The following is a 15,278-nucleotide window of genomic DNA, read 5'->3' as shown; positions in this document are numbered from 1 at the left end:
CAGTAAAGCCCTCGGTGTCCAATGAATGGCCCGGTGCAACTGCGCCAGGCAAAAGCGGCGTGCATTGTGCCCGAAAAATGGGGTTTAAGCCAAGGGGTTTACGGTTTGCTCTAGTTCAGGATGACCCAACGCTGATTAATCAGCAGCTCGATAGGGCGATATTGAGTCTTGTAGCTCATCTTTTTGCAGTTTTTGATCCAGTAACCCAGGTACACCGCTTCCAGCCCCAGGCGCTGGGCCTCGGCGATTTGCCACAGGATCGCGTAGCGCCCCAGGCTGCGGCGTTCTTCGGCAGGTTCGTAAAAGGTATAAACCGCCGAAAGCCCGTTAGGCAGCAGGTCCGTCACGGCGACGGCCAGCAGCCGGCCTTCTTGCCTGAATTCATAAAACCGGGAAAACGGCAGGTCGCGTACCAGGAACGTGGAAAACTGATCGCGGCTCGGCGGGTACATGTCCCCGTCGGCGTGACGCTGTTCGATATAGCGCTGATAGAGATCGAAGTATTCTTCGGTGAACTTGGGTTTGGCGGGGCGTACCTGCACATCGAGGTTACGTTTGAAAATGCGCTTCTGCTGGCGGTTGGGTAAAAAATTGGCAACAGGGATGCGCGCTGGAACGCAAGCATTGCAATTCTGGCAATGGGGCCGATAGAGATGATCGCCACTGCGCCGAAAACCCATTTCGGACAGATCTGCGTAGACATGCACATCCATGGGCTGGCTAGGGTCGAGGAACAGGGTGGTGGCCTGCTCCTCGGGCAGATAACTGCAAGAGTGGGGCTGAGTGGCATAAAACTTCAAGCGCGCCAACTCGGTCATGATCAACCCTCGATAATCTTTTGAATAAGTGTAAGCGCTTTTGAATAAGTGTAAGCCACGCGCGTCAAAGTCGCTCAGCAAACCCATGTGGCGCGGCTGGGTTGGTCCAGGTGCTGCGCCAGATAGTCGGCAAATTCGCGGCGTGGAATGGCACGCGCACCAAGGCTGTGCAGATGGTCGGTCGGCATCTGGCAATCGATCAGCACAAACCCTGAGTCTTTCAGGTGTTGGACCAGTGTGGCAAAGCCAAATTTTGACGCGTTGTCGGCACGGCTGAACATCGACTCGCCAAAAAACAGCTGACCCATTGCCAATCCATAGAGGCCGCCAACCAGCTCGCCTTGGTCCCAGACTTCGACCGAGTGCGCGTAACCACGTCGGTGCAGTTCGAGGTAAGCGTTTTGCATCGCTTCGGTGATCCAGGTGCCGTCCGCGTAATCCCGCGGCGCGGCACAGGCGCGGATGACCGCTTCGAAATCCTGGTCAAACGTCACCTGATAGCGCTGTTGGCGCAGCAGTTTGTTCAGGCTGCGCGAGATGTGCAGTTCGTCGGGAAACAGGACAGTGCGAGGGTCCGGCGACCACCAGAGAATCGGCTGGCCTTCGGAGAACCAGGGAAAGCACCCATGACGGTAAGCCTGGATCAAACGGTCGGCGGACAGATCGCCACCCGCGGCCAGGAGACCGTTGGGGTCGCGCATGGCTTTGTCCAGCGGCGGGAAGGTCAGGGTGTTGCGTTGTAACCAAGTCAGCATGGCATCCGGGCTTGCAGAAGGGGAGGGCGGGGGCGGGTTGTCAGGCCCGTCGTGAAGTTTGCCGTCAAACGGCGGGAATGTCGTCGAGGAATTTTTCGGCGTCCAGCGCGGCCATGCAGCCGGCGCCGGCAGACGTCACTGCCTGGCGGTAGACATGGTCGGCGACATCGCCCGCTGCAAACACACCGGGAATTTGCGTGGCAGTGGCGTCGCCGTCGCTGCCACTTTTAACCCGCAGGTAGCCGTCGCGCATGCTCAGCTGCCCTTCGAACAGGTCGGTATTGGGTTTGTGTCCGATGGCGATGAATACGCCGGTCACCGGCAGATCACTGGTTTCCCCGGTGAGACTGTCGCGCAGGCGGGCGCCGGTGACGCCGCTGGCGTCGCCCAGCACCTCGTCCAGATGCTGGTTCCAGTGCAGGCGGATATTGCCGTTGGCGGCTTTCTCGAACAGTTTGTCCTGAAGGATTTTCTCCGAGCGCAATTTATCGCGACGGTGGATCAGGTGCACTTCCTTGGCAATGTTCGACAGGTACAAGGCTTCTTCAACCGCCGTATTCCCACCGCCCACCACTGCGACCACCTGATTGCGATAGAAGAACCCGTCGCACGTGGCACAGGCCGAGACGCCTCTGCCGGCAAACGCCTCTTCCGAGGGTAACCCCAGGTACTGCGCGGAGGCGCCCGTGGCAATGATCAGCGCGTCACAGGTGTAAGTCCCGCCGTCGCCGATCAACTCGAACGGGCGTTGCTGCAACTTGGCGGTATGGATGTGGTCGTAAACGATCTCTGTGTCAAAGCGCTCGGCGTGTTTTTGCATGCGCTCCATCAGCACTGGGCCGGTAAGGCCTTCTACGTCGCCGGGCCAGTTATCGACTTCCACGGTGGTGGTGAGCTGGCCTCCTGCCTGTATGCCGGTGATGACAACAGGTTTGAGGTTGGCGCGGGCGGCATACACAGCGGCGCTGTAACCGGCCGGGCCGGAACCCAGAATGATCAGGCGGGAATGCTTCGCTTCGCTCATAAATACACCTCATAAGCCTTTGTCACAAAAGAGAATGCATGCTCAAATTGAACGATAGGATATGTGCCGGTTGCTATGTTGCTTCCAGGGGTTGCGAGCATGGCATCAGACGAACAAACCCGTACAATGACTGCTTGTAACAGTGCATGTTTTAAAAAAAGCAGTGCGTCCCGTGTTTATAAAAACCCGGGTGCAGTGTTAAAAGTAGTCCCAGTTACGCCTGTTCACTTTTTTTACCTGCCTGGATTGGGCAGTTTTTATAGTCATTCAACAGATGGACGCGCCATTGGCGCAGGAAAAGTAGCGTTTTGAAGAAATCCACCGCAGCACCTAAAACAGTCGTCGTTCCGCTCTGGCGGCAGCAATTGCACTACCGACTCAAGGAAGGTGCATTGATCGCCATCGGTGCCTTGTGCCTGTTCCTGATGATGGCCTTGCTGACGTATGGCAAGGACGATCCGGGCTGGAGCCACAACAGCAAAATCGATGATGTGCAGAATTTCGGCGGCCCCGCCGGTTCCTACAGCGCCGATATCCTGTTCATGGTGCTGGGATACTTCGCGTACATCTTCCCGTTATTGCTGGCGGTAAAGGCCTGGCAGATTTTCCGTCAGCGTCACGAGCCGTGGCAGTGGAGCGGCTGGCTGTTTTCCTGGCGGCTTATCGGCCTGGTGTTCCTGGTGCTGTCGGGCGCTGCCCTGGCTCATATCCATTTCCATGCCGCGACCGGTCTTCCCGCCGGTGCCGGGGGAGCGCTGGGCGAGAGCCTTGGCGATCTGGCCCGTAATGCGCTGAACATCCAGGGCAGCACGTTGCTGTTCATTGCGCTGTTCCTGTTCGGCCTGACGGTGTTCACCGACCTGTCATGGTTCAAGGTGATGGACGTCACTGGCAAGATTACGCTCGACCTGTTCGAACTGTTCCAGGGTGCCGCCAATCGCTGGTGGGCCGCTCGCGTCGAACGCAAGCAACTGGTCGCGCAACTGCGTGAAGTCGATGACCGCGTCCACGACGTGGTCGCGCCAACCGTGACCGACAAGCGTGAACAGGCCAAGGTCAAGGAACGCCTGATCGAACGTGAGCAGGCCCTGAGCAAGCACATGTCCGACCGCGAGAAGCAAGTGCCGCCGGTGATTGCCCCGGCGCCACCGAAACCTGCCGCCCCAAGCAAGCGCGTGGAAAAAGAGAAACAGGCGCCGTTGTTCGTGGACAGCGCGGTGGAAGGCACATTGCCACCGATCTCGATTCTCGATCCTGCGGAAAAGAAACAACTCAATTACTCGCCCGAATCCCTGGCTGCAGTTGGCCACTTGCTTGAAATCAAGCTCAAGGAATTCGGTGTGGAAGTCTCGGTGGATTCGATTCACCCGGGCCCGGTGATTACCCGTTACGAAATCCAGCCTGCAGCCGGCGTCAAAGTCAGCCGCATTTCCAACCTGGCGAAAGACCTGGCGCGTTCGCTGGCAGTGACCAGCGTGCGTGTGGTGGAAGTGATTCCGGGCAAGACCACGGTCGGTATTGAGATCCCTAACGAAGACCGCCAGATCGTGCGCTTCTCCGAAGTGCTGTCGACCCCCGAGTACGACAACTTCAAGTCGCCGGTCACGTTGGCGCTGGGACACGATATCGGCGGCAAGCCGGTCATCACTGACCTGGCGAAAATGCCGCACCTGCTGGTGGCCGGTACGACCGGTTCCGGTAAATCGGTGGGTGTGAACGCGATGATCCTGTCGATCCTGTTCAAGTCTGGCCCGGAAGACGCCAAGCTGATCATGATCGACCCGAAAATGCTTGAGCTGTCGATCTACGAAGGCATTCCGCATTTGCTGTGCCCGGTCGTGACCGACATGAAGGACGCTGCGAACGCCCTGCGCTGGAGCGTGGCGGAGATGGAGCGCCGCTACAAACTGATGGCGAAGATGGGCGTGCGTAACCTCTCGGGCTTCAACGCCAAGGTCAAGGAAGCCCAGGATGCCGGCGAGCCGTTGACCGATCCGCTGTACAAACGCGAAAGCATTCACGATGAAGCGCCGCTGCTGACCAAGCTGCCGACCATTGTGGTGGTCGTCGACGAATTCGCCGACATGATGATGATCGTCGGCAAGAAGGTCGAAGAACTGATCGCCCGTATCGCCCAGAAAGCGCGGGCCGCTGGTATTCACTTGATCCTTGCAACCCAGCGCCCGTCGGTTGACGTGATCACCGGCCTGATCAAGGCAAACATTCCTACCCGTATGGCGTTCCAGGTGTCGAGCAAGATCGACTCGCGGACCATCATCGACCAGGGTGGCGCCGAGCAATTGCTGGGCCACGGTGACATGCTCTACATGCCGCCTGGCACCAGTCTGCCGATTCGCGTCCACGGTGCGTTCGTGTCCGATGACGAGGTTCACCGGGTGGTTGAAGCCTGGAAACTGCGCGGCGCGCCGGAATACAACGATGACATTCTCGCCGGTGTCGAAGAGGCCGGCAGTGGCTTTGAAAATGGCGGCAGTGGTGGCGGTGATGACGATGCCGAAACCGACGCACTCTACGACGAAGCCGTGCAGTTCGTCCTGGAAAGCCGCCGTGCTTCCATTTCCGCAGTACAGCGCAAGCTGAAGATCGGCTACAACCGTGCCGCACGCATGATCGAAGCCATGGAAATGGCCGGCGTCGTGACGTCCATGAACACCAATGGTTCCCGCGAAGTCCTGGCGCCAGGCCCGGTTCGCGACTGATCAGCTATTGAAAAGGGCGGCGTCATCAGACGTCGCCCGCACTCCCACGAATGTTATGAGGACTCCCATGCGTCTTATCCGCATGCTGTTGCTGCCGGTACTGGCTTTGACCACGCTCTCGGCCCACGCCGATGACAAGGACGTGGCACGTCTGACCCAACTGCTGGAAAAATCCCAGACCCTGAGCGCCCGTTTTTCCCAGCTGACCCTTGATGGCAGCGGCACTCAGTTGCAGGAAACCGCCGGGCAGATGTCCTTGCAGCGTCCCGGCCTGTTCTACTGGCACACCGATGCGCCGCAGGAACAACTGATGGTATCCGATGGCAAGAAGGTATCCCTGTGGGACCCGGACCTGGAACAGGTCACGATCAAGAACCTCGATCAGCGTCTGACCCAGACGCCGGCACTTTTGTTGTCCGGTGATGTTTCCAAGATCAGCCAGAGTTTCGACATCAGCGCCAAGGAAGCCGGCGGCGTGATCGACTTCACCTTGAAGCCGAAAACCAAGGACACGCTGTTCGACAGCCTGCGCCTGTCGTTCCGCAATGGCCTGGTCAATGACATGCAACTGATCGACAGTGTCGGCCAGCGCACCAATATCCTGTTCACCGGCGTGAAGGCCAACGAGCCGATTCCGGCGTCCAAGTTCAAGTTCGACATCCCCAAGGGTGCGGACGTGATCCAGGAGTAACCACAGTACCTGCGGGAGCGGGCTTGTGTGGCGAGGGAGCTTGCTCCCGCTGGACTGCGCAGCAGTCCCCCTTCTATTCAGACAGAAAGAGGGGGCGCTACGCGACCCAGCGGGAGCAAGCTCCCTCGCCACAGGATCTACGCCATGTTTGACTGATTGGCATCTTAAGTAAGAGGTTATAGAAAAGCAGTGATGGACCTGTTTCGCAGCGCCCCGATCGCTCAACCCTTGGCCGCCCGCCTGCGCGCTGCCAATCTGGATGAGTACGTCGGTCAGGAACACCTGCTCGCCCGTGGCAAGCCTTTGCGCGAAGCGCTGGAGCAGGGTGCGCTGCACTCGATGATCTTCTGGGGGCCTCCAGGGGTCGGCAAAACCACCCTTGCACGGCTGCTGGCGGAAGTTTCGGACGCGCACTTTGAAACTGTCTCGGCGGTACTCGCCGGCGTGAAGGAAATCCGTCAGGCCGTGGAAATTGCCAAGCAACAGGCCGGGCAATACGGTAAGCGCACCATCCTGTTCGTTGATGAAGTGCATCGCTTCAACAAGTCCCAGCAGGATGCCTTTCTGCCGTATGTCGAAGACGGCACGCTGATCTTCATCGGCGCCACCACCGAAAACCCCTCGTTCGAACTCAACAACGCCTTGCTCTCTCGGGCCCGGGTGTATGTGCTCAAGAGCCTCGACGAAGCGGCCCTGCGTAAACTGGTGCATCGCGCGCTGACCGAAGAACGGGGTCTGGGCAAACGCCAGTTGAGCCTCAGCGACGAAGGCTTCCAGATGCTGCTGTCGGCCGCCGATGGCGACGGTCGGCGTCTGCTCAACCTGTTGGAAAATGCCTCGGACCTGGCTGAAGACAGCAGCGAAATCGGCACGGACTTGTTGCAGAGCCTGCTGGGCGATACCCGTCGGCGGTTCGACAAGGGTGGCGAAGCGTTCTACGACCAGATTTCTGCGCTGCATAAATCCGTACGCGGCTCCAATCCCGATGGCGCGCTGTACTGGTTCGCGCGAATGATCGATGGCGGTTGCGATCCGTTGTACCTGGCCCGGCGCGTCGTGCGCATGGCCAGTGAAGACATCGGCAACGCCGATCCGCGCGCCCTGAGCCTGTGCCTGGCGGCGTGGGAGGTGCAAGAACGGCTCGGCAGTCCCGAAGGCGAACTCGCCGTGGCCCAGGCCATCACCTACCTCGCGTGCGCACCCAAAAGCAATGCGGTGTACATGGGCTTTAAAGCGGCCATGCGCAGCGCCACCGAACACGGTTCCCTCGAAGTGCCGCTGCACCTGCGCAACGCGCCGACCAAGCTGATGAAGCAACTGGGTTACGGCGACGAATACCGTTATGCCCACGACGAGCCGGACGCCTACGCCGCCGGCGAAGATTACTTTCCAGAAGAACTTGAGCCCCAGCCGTTCTACCAGCCGGTGCCGCGAGGTCTGGAATTGAAGATCGGCGAGAAGCTCAATCACCTCGCGCAGCTGGACCGTCTCAGCCCCCGGCAGCGGAGAAAATAATGATTCCTTTGATCGTTGCGGTTTCCGTCGGCGGAATTGCTGGCACCTTGTTGCGCTTCGGCACCGCTAATTGGGTCAACGCTAATTGGCCGCGGCACTTCTATACCGCGACGCTGGCCGTTAATATCGTCGGCTGTTTGCTGATCGGCGTTTTATACGGTCTGTTTTTGATACGCCCGGAGGTGCCCATCGAGGTGCGTGCCGGGTTGATGGTCGGCTTCCTCGGGGGGCTGACGACTTTTTCATCCTTTTCACTGGATACGGTGCGCCTGCTGGAAAGCGGGCAGGTGCTGCTGGCCCTGGGCTATGCTGCCATCAGCGTATTCGGCGGGCTGCTCGCCACGTGGGCTGGCCTGTCCTTGACCAAACTTTGATAACGAGAGACCGACATGCTCGATTCCAAACTGTTACGTAGCAACCTTCAGGACGTAGCGGACCGCCTGGCATCCCGTGGCTTTGCCCTGGATGTTGCGCGCATCGAAGCGCTGGAAGAACAGCGCAAGACCGTCCAGACCCGCACCGAAGCACTGCAGGCTGAACGTAATGCGCGCTCCAAATCCATCGGCCAGGCCAAGCAGCGCGGTGAAGATATCGCGCCGCTGATGGCTGATGTCGAGCGCATGGCGAATGAGTTGAGCGCCGGTAAAGTGGAGCTGGACGCGATCCAGACCGAACTGGACTCGATCCTGCTCGGCATCCCGAACCTGCCACACGAATCCGTGCCGGTCGGCAAGGATGAAGACGACAACGTCGAAGTGCGCCGTTGGGGCACCCCGACCGCGTTCGATTTCCCGGTTCAGGACCACGTGGCCCTAGGCGAGAAGTTCGGCTGGCTGGACTTCGAAACCGCCGCCAAATTGTCCGGCGCCCGTTTCGCCCTGCTGCGCGGCCCGATCGCTCGTCTGCACCGCGCCCTCGCGCAGTTCATGATCAATTTGCACACCACCGAACATGGTTACGAAGAGGCTTACACGCCTTATCTGGTCCAGGCGCCGGCGCTGCAAGGCACCGGTCAGCTGCCGAAGTTCGAAGAAGACCTGTTCAAGATCGCCCGCGAAGGTGAAGCGGATCTGTACCTGATTCCGACGGCCGAAGTCTCGCTGACCAACATCGTTGCCGGCGAAATCGTTGATTCGAAATTGCTGCCGATCAAGTTCGTCGCGCACACGCCGTGCTTCCGCAGTGAAGCCGGTGCATCGGGTCGTGATACCCGCGGGATGATTCGTCAGCACCAGTTCGACAAGGTCGAAATGGTCCAGATCGTTGAGCCGTCGACGTCGATGGAAGCGCTGGAAGGCCTGACCGCCAACGCTGAGAAAGTCCTGCAACTGCTGGAGCTGCCTTATCGCACCCTGGCGCTGTGCACCGGCGACATGGGTTTCAGTGCGGTCAAGACTTACGACCTGGAAGTGTGGATTCCGAGCCAGGACAAGTACCGCGAGATTTCGTCGTGCTCCAACTGCGGCGACTTCCAGGCCCGTCGTATGCAAGCGCGTTTCCGCAACCCGGAAACCGGCAAGCCTGAACTGGTTCATACCCTGAACGGTTCCGGCCTGGCGGTCGGTCGTACCCTGGTTGCCGTGCTGGAAAACTACCAGCAGGCCGACGGTTCGATCCGTGTGCCGGACGTGCTGAAGCCGTACATGGGTGGCCTGGAGGTCATCGGCTAAATGGACTATCTGCCGCTGTTTCACAACCTTCGCGGCAGTCGTGTGTTGGTCGTCGGTGGGGGGGAGATTGCCTTGCGCAAATCCCGCCTGCTGGCCGAAGCCGGTGCTCTGCTGCGCGTGGTTGCACCTGAAATCGAACTGCAATTGCGCGAACTGATTGCCGGCAGCGGTGGCGAGTGCGTGTTGCGCGGTTACGTCGAGACGGACCTGGACGGTTGCGGGCTGATCATCGCCGCCACCGATGATGAGCCGCTGAACGCGCAAGTCTCCGCCGATGCCCATCGGCGCTGTGTCCCGGTCAATGTGGTGGACGCGCCAGCCTTGTGCAGCGTGATCTTCCCGGCGATCGTCGATCGTTCCCCGCTAATTGTTGCCATTTCCAGCGGCGGCGATGCGCCTGTGCTGGCACGGCTGATCCGCGCCAAAATCGAAACCTGGATTCCTTCCACCTACGGCCAACTGGCCGGTCTTGCGGCGCGTTTTCGCAGTCAGGTCAAAGGCCTGCTGCCGGATGTGCAGCAGCGAAGGGCGTTCTGGGAAGATGTGTTCCAAGGCCCGATTGCTGACCGGCAACTGGCGGGGCAGGGCGCTGAAGCCGAGCGCTTATTGCTGGCGAAGATCGCTGGTGAGCCGCCGAAAAAAACCGGCGAAGTGTATTTGGTCGGTGCAGGCCCGGGTGATCCCGACCTGCTGACCTTCCGTGCTTTGCGCCTGATGCAACAAGCTGATGTGGTGCTGTATGACCGTCTGGTGGCGCCGGCCATTCTGGATTTGTGCCGTCGTGATGCCGAGCGGGTCTACGTCGGCAAACGCCGCGCTGATCATGCCGTGCCTCAGGATCAGATCAACCAGCAACTGGTGGACTTGGCCAAGCAAGGTAAGCGCGTCGTTCGGCTGAAGGGCGGTGATCCGTTCATCTTCGGTCGTGGCGGTGAAGAGATCGAAGAACTGGCGGCCCATGGCATCCCGTTCCAGGTCGTGCCGGGTATCACGGCAGCCAGCGGTTGCGCGGCGTATGCCGGTATTCCGCTGACTCACCGCGATTACGCGCAGTCAGTGCGTTTCGTCACCGGGCACCTGAAGGATGGCTCTACTGATTTGCCTTGGGCCGATCTGGTGGCACCGGCGCAAACCCTGGTGTTCTACATGGGGCTGGTGGGCTTGCCGATCATTTGCGAGCAATTGATCAAGCATGGCCGTGCAGCAGATACGCCGGCAGCGCTGATCCAGCAGGGCACCACCGTCAATCAGCGGGTATTCACCGGCACCCTGGCGGACCTGCCACGGCTGGTGGCGGAGCACGAAGTGCATGCGCCAACCTTGGTGATCGTCGGGGAAGTGGTGCAACTGCGCGAGAAACTGGCGTGGTTTGAAGGGGCTCAGGCGCAGGTTTGACTCAGTGGTAAGGATCTATCTGTGGTGAGGATAGGTATTTTGGCTAGGGGATTTATCTGTGGCTAGGGGACTTATCTGTGGCTAGGGGATTTATCTGTGACCAGGGGATCTATCTGTGGTGAGGGGATTTATCTGTGGCGAGGGGATTTATCCCCGTTGGACTGCGCAGCAGTCCCGTCTTTAAAACTCAAGGGCAAGGGCCGCTTCGCGGCCCAACGGGGATAAATCCCCTCGCCACAGACCATCTCCTCGCCACAGACCATCCCTTCACCGCAGATAAACCCCTTGCCACGAACGCTTCGATCAGTTTTTCTGCCAAACCCCTTTCCCGTTCAACCGCGCACGATCATGCGGTGCATTAAAGTCCTGCGCCGGCCCTTTAGGCACAATCCCCGTCGGATTAATCGTCTTGTGACTGCCGTAATAGTGCTTTTTGATGTGCTCAAAGTTCACCGTATCGGCAATCCCCGGCCACTGATAAAGCTCGCGCAACCAGTTCGACAAGTTCGGATAGTCGGCAATCCGCCGCAGGTTGCATTTGAAGTGCCCGTGATACACCGCATCAAAGCGAATCAGCGTGGTGAACAGCCGAATGTCCGCCTCGGTCAAATATTCCCCGACCAGGTAACGATTGGCGCCCAGTAACGACTCCAACCGGTCCAGCTCGGCAAACACCTCATCGAACGCTTCTTCGTACGCCTGCTGCGAAGTGGCAAAGCCTGCGCGATACACACCATTGTTAACCGCTGGATAAATACGCTCGTTCAGCGCATCAATCTCGCCACGTAATGGCGCCGGGTAGAAGTCCAGGTCATTGCCGGTCAACTCATCGAATGCACTGTTGAACATGCGGATGATCTCTGCCGATTCATTATTCACAATCCGATTTTGTTGCTTGTCCCACAGCACAGGCACGGTCACACGCCCGGTGTAGTTAGCGGTATCGGCGGTGTAGCGCTGATGCATGAAGTCGAAGTGATCGAGTTTGTCGCCGGTAGAACCGAGCGACTGGTCAAAGGTCCAGCCGTTTTCGAGCATCAGCCAACTGACCACCGACACGTCGATCACGCTGTCGAGGCCTTTGAGCTTGCGCAGGATCAATGTGCGATGCGCCCACGGACAGGCAAGGGAGACGTAGAGGTGATAGCGCCCGGCTTCAGCCGCAAAGCCCCCGATGCCACTCGGGCCGGGCTGGCCGTCGCCGGTCACCCAGTTGCGACGCTGCGCCTGCTCACGCTGGAACGCGCCGTCCTTGCTGCTTTCGTACCACTGGTCCTGCCAGCGTCCTTCTACTAACAAACCCATGTTCAAGACTCCTCAATCAATAAGCGTTGGAGAGGAGTCTATGCGCATAGGTTCGAACAAAAAGCGCAAAGGTTGGGCAGTTATGATCGGTTAAATCGATCTGTCCCGAGCATTCCAGTAGTGTTGAGCCGTTTCAAAGGCCTGCTCGCGGGTTTCACCGAGGCCGCGCAGCGCCAGGGCCATGGTCGCAATCAATGCCATTTGCGGGTAGCTGTCGACCACATCACCACGCCATACCGCTTTCAAATGCGCAGGATCGAGCGAGGCGGGTTTGACGTGACGCTGGCTGGACAACTGCGGCCATTCCTCGTCCCAGCTTTGGCCGCCCGTTGTGCCGTACAAGTGGCTGTCGGCATCCGGGTTGATCTCGATTTCGCCGCCGTCGCCTTTCACCACGATCGCGGTATCGCCGAGCAAGCCGCTGGCATCACGATGCACCGCCTGATAGCCGGGGTGGAAGATGCTTTGCAAGCCACAACGAGCGCTCAGCGGATTAAGAATTCGCGTCAATGAATGGATGGGCGAACGTAGCCCCAAGGTGTTGCGCAGGTCGATCATCCGTTGCAACTGCGGTGCCCAGTCCACCAGCGGCATGAATGCCAGGCCGCCGTTATCCAGCGCGGCGCCAACCTGTTGCCAGTTGCGGCACAGCGGGATCTGCAATTGCGCCAGCAGTTGCTCGCTGTACAACCGACCGGCCGTGTGCGCGCCGCCGCCGTGCATGAAAATCCGCAGGCCGTTCTGCGCCAGGCATTTGGCCGCCAGCAAGTACCACGGCAGGTGACGTTTTTTACCTGCGTAGGTCGGCCAGTCCAGATCGACGGCCATTGCCGGCGGATTCAGGCGCTGACGCAAGGCTTCGGTGAACCCGGCCATTTCCTCGGCGCTTTCTTCCTTGTGCCGTAACAGCATCAGGAATGCGCCCAGCTGGGTCTCCTCGACCTTGTCGTCGAGCACCATGCCCATGGCTTCGCGAGCTTCCTCTCGGGTCAAATCACGAGCGCCGCGCTTGCCTTTGCCGAGGATGCGCACGAATTGGGCGAACGGATGCTCGGCGGGCGTTTCGAGGGTCAGCGCTGGATAGTCGGTCATAAGCAATTCGTCGGTTTGGGCAGACCCGCCAGTTTTGCGGCGAGTTTGGCAGGGGTGCCTTTGAACAGTCGGTTCAGGTGCAGGCTGTTGCCTTTTTCCGGGCCGAGCTTCAATGCGGTGTACTTGATCAACGGACGCGTGGCCGGGGACAGCTGGAATTCGGCGTAAAAGCTGCGCAACAATTCGAGGATTTCCCAGTGATCAGGACTCAACTCGATGCCTTCTGCCGCCGCCAGGGCACTTGCCACGTCGGCAGACCAGTCACTGAGTTCGACCAGAAAACCGTCCTTGTCCAGATCGATGGCGCGGGCGCCGACTGTCAGCGAATTCATAGCCAGCTGTTGACCTTGTCGTAGTGGATCGACAGGTTGACGAAGGCCGGGTAATCCACGCCGATCGCCCAGTCTGGAACCGAAATCGCGCGTGCCTGAGCATCTTCTGCCAGCACGAACAGTTTCAGGCCACGGGCGCTCAAGGCGGCGAAGGGTGCAGTGCCTGGCTGCAAGGCGTACGCCGCATCGCCCGACAGCAGCAGCCCATCGTCGGCGCCGATAACTCGCAGGCAACTGGGCAGGCGATCGTCGCCGAAAGGGGAATGAGACAACACATGCAAAGTCGACATCAGAGGGTGATCACCTGGTCGTAACGGTCAATAAGTGCGGTGATTTCAGGGGCGGACAGCACCTGGGCTTCTGCCAGTGCAAAAACCTCCAGCCCCCGCGCTGCCGAGCTGTCGCCACAGACGAACAATTGCTCGACACCGAACATCGGCAAGGCCTGCAGGTTCGCACTCAGGTCTTTCTGTTGCAGGGCCTTGGCGTCCTGTTTTGCCGCGAGCTGGAACACGCCGTCATCGAGAAACAGCAGGCCGATGGGCAGATCGAAGGCGCCGCCAGCCAGGACGATGTCCAGTGCTTCCCGCGCGCTCGGCCCGGACCAGGGGGCCTGGCGGCTGATGATCAACAAGGATTTGGGCATCTCACGCGCCTCCAAAACAGATCAGGCGGTCGGCGTCCTGCACCGCGTCGTGCAACTGGCCCAGGCCGGACAATTCCCAAGGTGTGCCTGCCGATACAGCGTCGCGTTGATAACGCTTGGCCTCTTCCTCGTTCAGCACCCCACGGCGCAGGGCCGCGGCGATGCACACCACGCCGTCGAGCTGATGGTCGGTGACAAAGGCGCGCCACTGCCGGGGCACATCCAGCTCGTCCTGCGGGGTGACCACGCTGGCGGACGCGTTGTAGACGCCATCCTGATAGAAAAACAGCCGGACAATCTCATGCCCCCCCGCTAACGCAGCCTGGGCGAACAGCAAGGCGCGGCGCGAGGAGGGCGCATGGGCGGCGGAAAACAGCGCAATGGCGAACTTCATGGCGGACTCGATCAGCAAAACTGCAAGCATGATAAAGCTTTATCGGTGGGGCGGCTAAGGGGCTTTGCCTGGAAGCTACTTGTCAGATACACAGGGATCACCTGTGGGAGCTGCCGCAGGCTGCGATCTTTTGATCTTGTTCTTCAAAAACAAAGTCAAAAGATCGCAGCCTGCGGCAGCTCCTACATTGGGCTCAGCGCGGCATATAACCCAACTGCCAGCGGCGCGGAATCATCAAGGACAACACCCCGATCCCCCCAGCCAGCAGTCCGCTTACAAACAGTGCCTTGAGCCCGAGATGATGCTCGAGCAACGCGCCCAGCACCGCGCCGGCAAACATCCCGGTCCACGGGATCAACTGCACCCGCCAGCCGCTGCGTCGTTCGCCCAGCATCCATCGGCCCAGCCCACGACCAAACCGCGACAACGCACCGGTGACGTACGTCAGCCCGACCGGCAGGCCATTCACCTCTTCCACGGCAGCGTTGAGCATGCCCATGGCGACGATCGCGGCCAGCAGCGCCGGTAATTGGTCGTCATAAGGCCAGGCTGCGGCACCACAGAGCAGCATGGCGATGCACAGCAACAAGGGCAGCGCCCGGCGCCTACCGAGGCGGCTGACGACAATGCCCAACGCGTTGCCGAGGATGAAGGTGGCGACGAGGATCAGTAAACGCAGGGTCAGCCCCATGTCCCCGTCGCTGATGGCCACCGCGAGGCGGGTGGTGTTGCCGCTCATGAACGAGACGAAATCGCCACTGGCCATGAAGCCGATGGCGTCGGTCATGCCAGCGAGCACCGACAGGCCGGCAACCAGCGACAGGCCGATACGTCCGCGCCATTTCCTGGCATGCAGATGGCCCGGGCTGGCGCGTTCAGTGGAGAGGGATGGCAGCATTGGCGAAGGTCGACCTCAGGTAG

Annotated in this window: 17 protein-coding genes; 7 read left to right on the top strand and 10 right to left on the bottom strand. The window is 59.9% G+C overall.

What is annotated here, in order from left to right:
• Nucleotides 1-110: 110 nt before the first annotated feature.
• The 3 genes from ACA063_RS19130 to trxB all read right to left on the bottom strand — a co-directional run bounded on the left by ACA063_RS19130 (nt 111) and on the right by trxB (nt 2,597).
• The gene (locus tag ACA063_RS19130) at nt 111-818 is read right to left on the bottom strand and encodes an arginyltransferase (protein ID WP_162438547.1); all 708 of its coding nucleotides are present in this window, start codon (nt 816-818) and stop codon (nt 111-113) included.
• A gap of 74 nt (nt 819-892) precedes the next feature.
• Nucleotides 893-1,573 (bottom strand): leucyl/phenylalanyl-tRNA--protein transferase, encoded by a 681-nt coding sequence (gene aat / locus ACA063_RS19125; RefSeq protein WP_497662949.1) that lies wholly within the window; start codon nt 1,571-1,573, stop codon nt 893-895.
• Between the two features lie 64 nt (nt 1,574-1,637).
• Complete coding sequence (gene trxB / locus ACA063_RS19120) at nt 1,638-2,597, bottom strand: thioredoxin-disulfide reductase (RefSeq protein WP_497662948.1); 960 nt, start codon at nt 2,595-2,597, stop codon at nt 1,638-1,640.
• 99 nt (nt 2,598-2,696) lie between these two features.
• Here trxB and ACA063_RS19115 point away from each other — a divergent pair, with 99 nt between their 5' ends.
• From ACA063_RS19115 to cysG, 7 genes are all read left to right on the top strand, one after another.
• Nucleotides 2,697-2,909, top strand: a complete 213-nt coding sequence (locus ACA063_RS19115) for a hypothetical protein (protein WP_497662947.1) — start codon at nt 2,697-2,699, stop codon at nt 2,907-2,909.
• Complete coding sequence (locus ACA063_RS19110; protein WP_162438544.1) at nt 2,906-5,317, top strand: DNA translocase FtsK; 2,412 nt, start codon at nt 2,906-2,908, stop codon at nt 5,315-5,317. Before ACA063_RS19115 ends, ACA063_RS19110 begins: the two co-directional genes overlap by 4 nt.
• Before the next feature lie 67 nt (nt 5,318-5,384).
• On the top strand, nt 5,385-6,008 hold the full coding sequence (lolA, locus tag ACA063_RS19105; protein WP_162438543.1) for an outer membrane lipoprotein periplasmic chaperone LolA: 624 nt from the start codon (nt 5,385-5,387) through the stop codon (nt 6,006-6,008).
• Between the two features lie 192 nt (nt 6,009-6,200).
• A complete protein-coding gene (locus tag ACA063_RS19100) occupies nt 6,201-7,523 on the top strand; it encodes a replication-associated recombination protein A (protein WP_497662946.1) in 1,323 nt (440 codons plus the stop codon).
• Complete coding sequence (gene crcB, locus ACA063_RS19095; protein ID WP_497662945.1) at nt 7,523-7,897, top strand: fluoride efflux transporter CrcB; 375 nt, start codon at nt 7,523-7,525, stop codon at nt 7,895-7,897. Before ACA063_RS19100 ends, crcB begins: the two co-directional genes overlap by 1 nt.
• A gap of 15 nt (nt 7,898-7,912) precedes the next feature.
• Nucleotides 7,913-9,193, top strand: a complete 1,281-nt coding sequence (gene serS / locus ACA063_RS19090) for a serine--tRNA ligase (protein WP_497662944.1) — start codon at nt 7,913-7,915, stop codon at nt 9,191-9,193.
• Complete coding sequence (gene cysG, locus ACA063_RS19085) at nt 9,194-10,588, top strand: siroheme synthase CysG (RefSeq protein ID WP_497662943.1); 1,395 nt, start codon at nt 9,194-9,196, stop codon at nt 10,586-10,588.
• Nucleotides 10,589-10,891: 303 nt separating this feature from the next.
• On the opposite strand, the gene ACA063_RS19080 is transcribed toward cysG, so the two are convergent.
• From ACA063_RS19080 to ACA063_RS19050, 7 genes are all read right to left on the bottom strand, one after another.
• Nucleotides 10,892-11,893 carry a glutathione S-transferase family protein gene (locus tag ACA063_RS19080; protein ID WP_497662942.1) on the bottom strand — a complete coding sequence of 334 codons (1,002 nt, stop codon included), beginning with the start codon at nt 11,891-11,893 and terminating at the stop codon, nt 10,892-10,894.
• Nucleotides 11,894-11,983: 90 nt separating this feature from the next.
• The gene (locus tag ACA063_RS19075; protein WP_497662941.1) at nt 11,984-12,985 is read right to left on the bottom strand and encodes a glycosyl transferase family protein; all 1,002 of its coding nucleotides are present in this window, start codon (nt 12,983-12,985) and stop codon (nt 11,984-11,986) included.
• Nucleotides 12,982-13,317, bottom strand: coding sequence for a TusE/DsrC/DsvC family sulfur relay protein (locus tag ACA063_RS19070; protein ID WP_497662940.1), 336 nt, complete (start codon nt 13,315-13,317; stop codon nt 12,982-12,984). Before ACA063_RS19070 ends, ACA063_RS19075 begins: the two co-directional genes overlap by 4 nt.
• The gene (gene tusB, locus ACA063_RS19065) at nt 13,314-13,607 is read right to left on the bottom strand and encodes a sulfurtransferase complex subunit TusB (protein WP_497662939.1); all 294 of its coding nucleotides are present in this window, start codon (nt 13,605-13,607) and stop codon (nt 13,314-13,316) included. Before tusB ends, ACA063_RS19070 begins: the two co-directional genes overlap by 4 nt.
• Nucleotides 13,607-13,963: a sulfurtransferase complex subunit TusC gene (tusC, locus tag ACA063_RS19060; RefSeq protein WP_497662938.1), complete on the bottom strand. Its 357-nt coding sequence runs from the start codon at nt 13,961-13,963 to the stop codon at nt 13,607-13,609. The genes tusB and tusC overlap by 1 nt, the downstream gene beginning before the upstream one ends.
• A 1-nt stretch (nt 13,964) precedes the next feature.
• Nucleotides 13,965-14,357 (bottom strand): sulfurtransferase complex subunit TusD, encoded by a 393-nt coding sequence (gene tusD, locus ACA063_RS19055; protein WP_497666554.1) that lies wholly within the window; start codon nt 14,355-14,357, stop codon nt 13,965-13,967.
• A gap of 193 nt (nt 14,358-14,550) precedes the next feature.
• The gene (locus ACA063_RS19050) at nt 14,551-15,255 is read right to left on the bottom strand and encodes a YoaK family protein (RefSeq protein ID WP_497662937.1); all 705 of its coding nucleotides are present in this window, start codon (nt 15,253-15,255) and stop codon (nt 14,551-14,553) included.
• Nucleotides 15,256-15,278: the final 23 nt, after the last annotated feature.

This window comes from Pseudomonas sp. LBUM1643 (assembly GCF_059716215.1).
The sequence above is the reverse complement of the archived record's forward strand: the minus strand, read 5'-3'. Positions and strand labels throughout refer to the sequence as shown.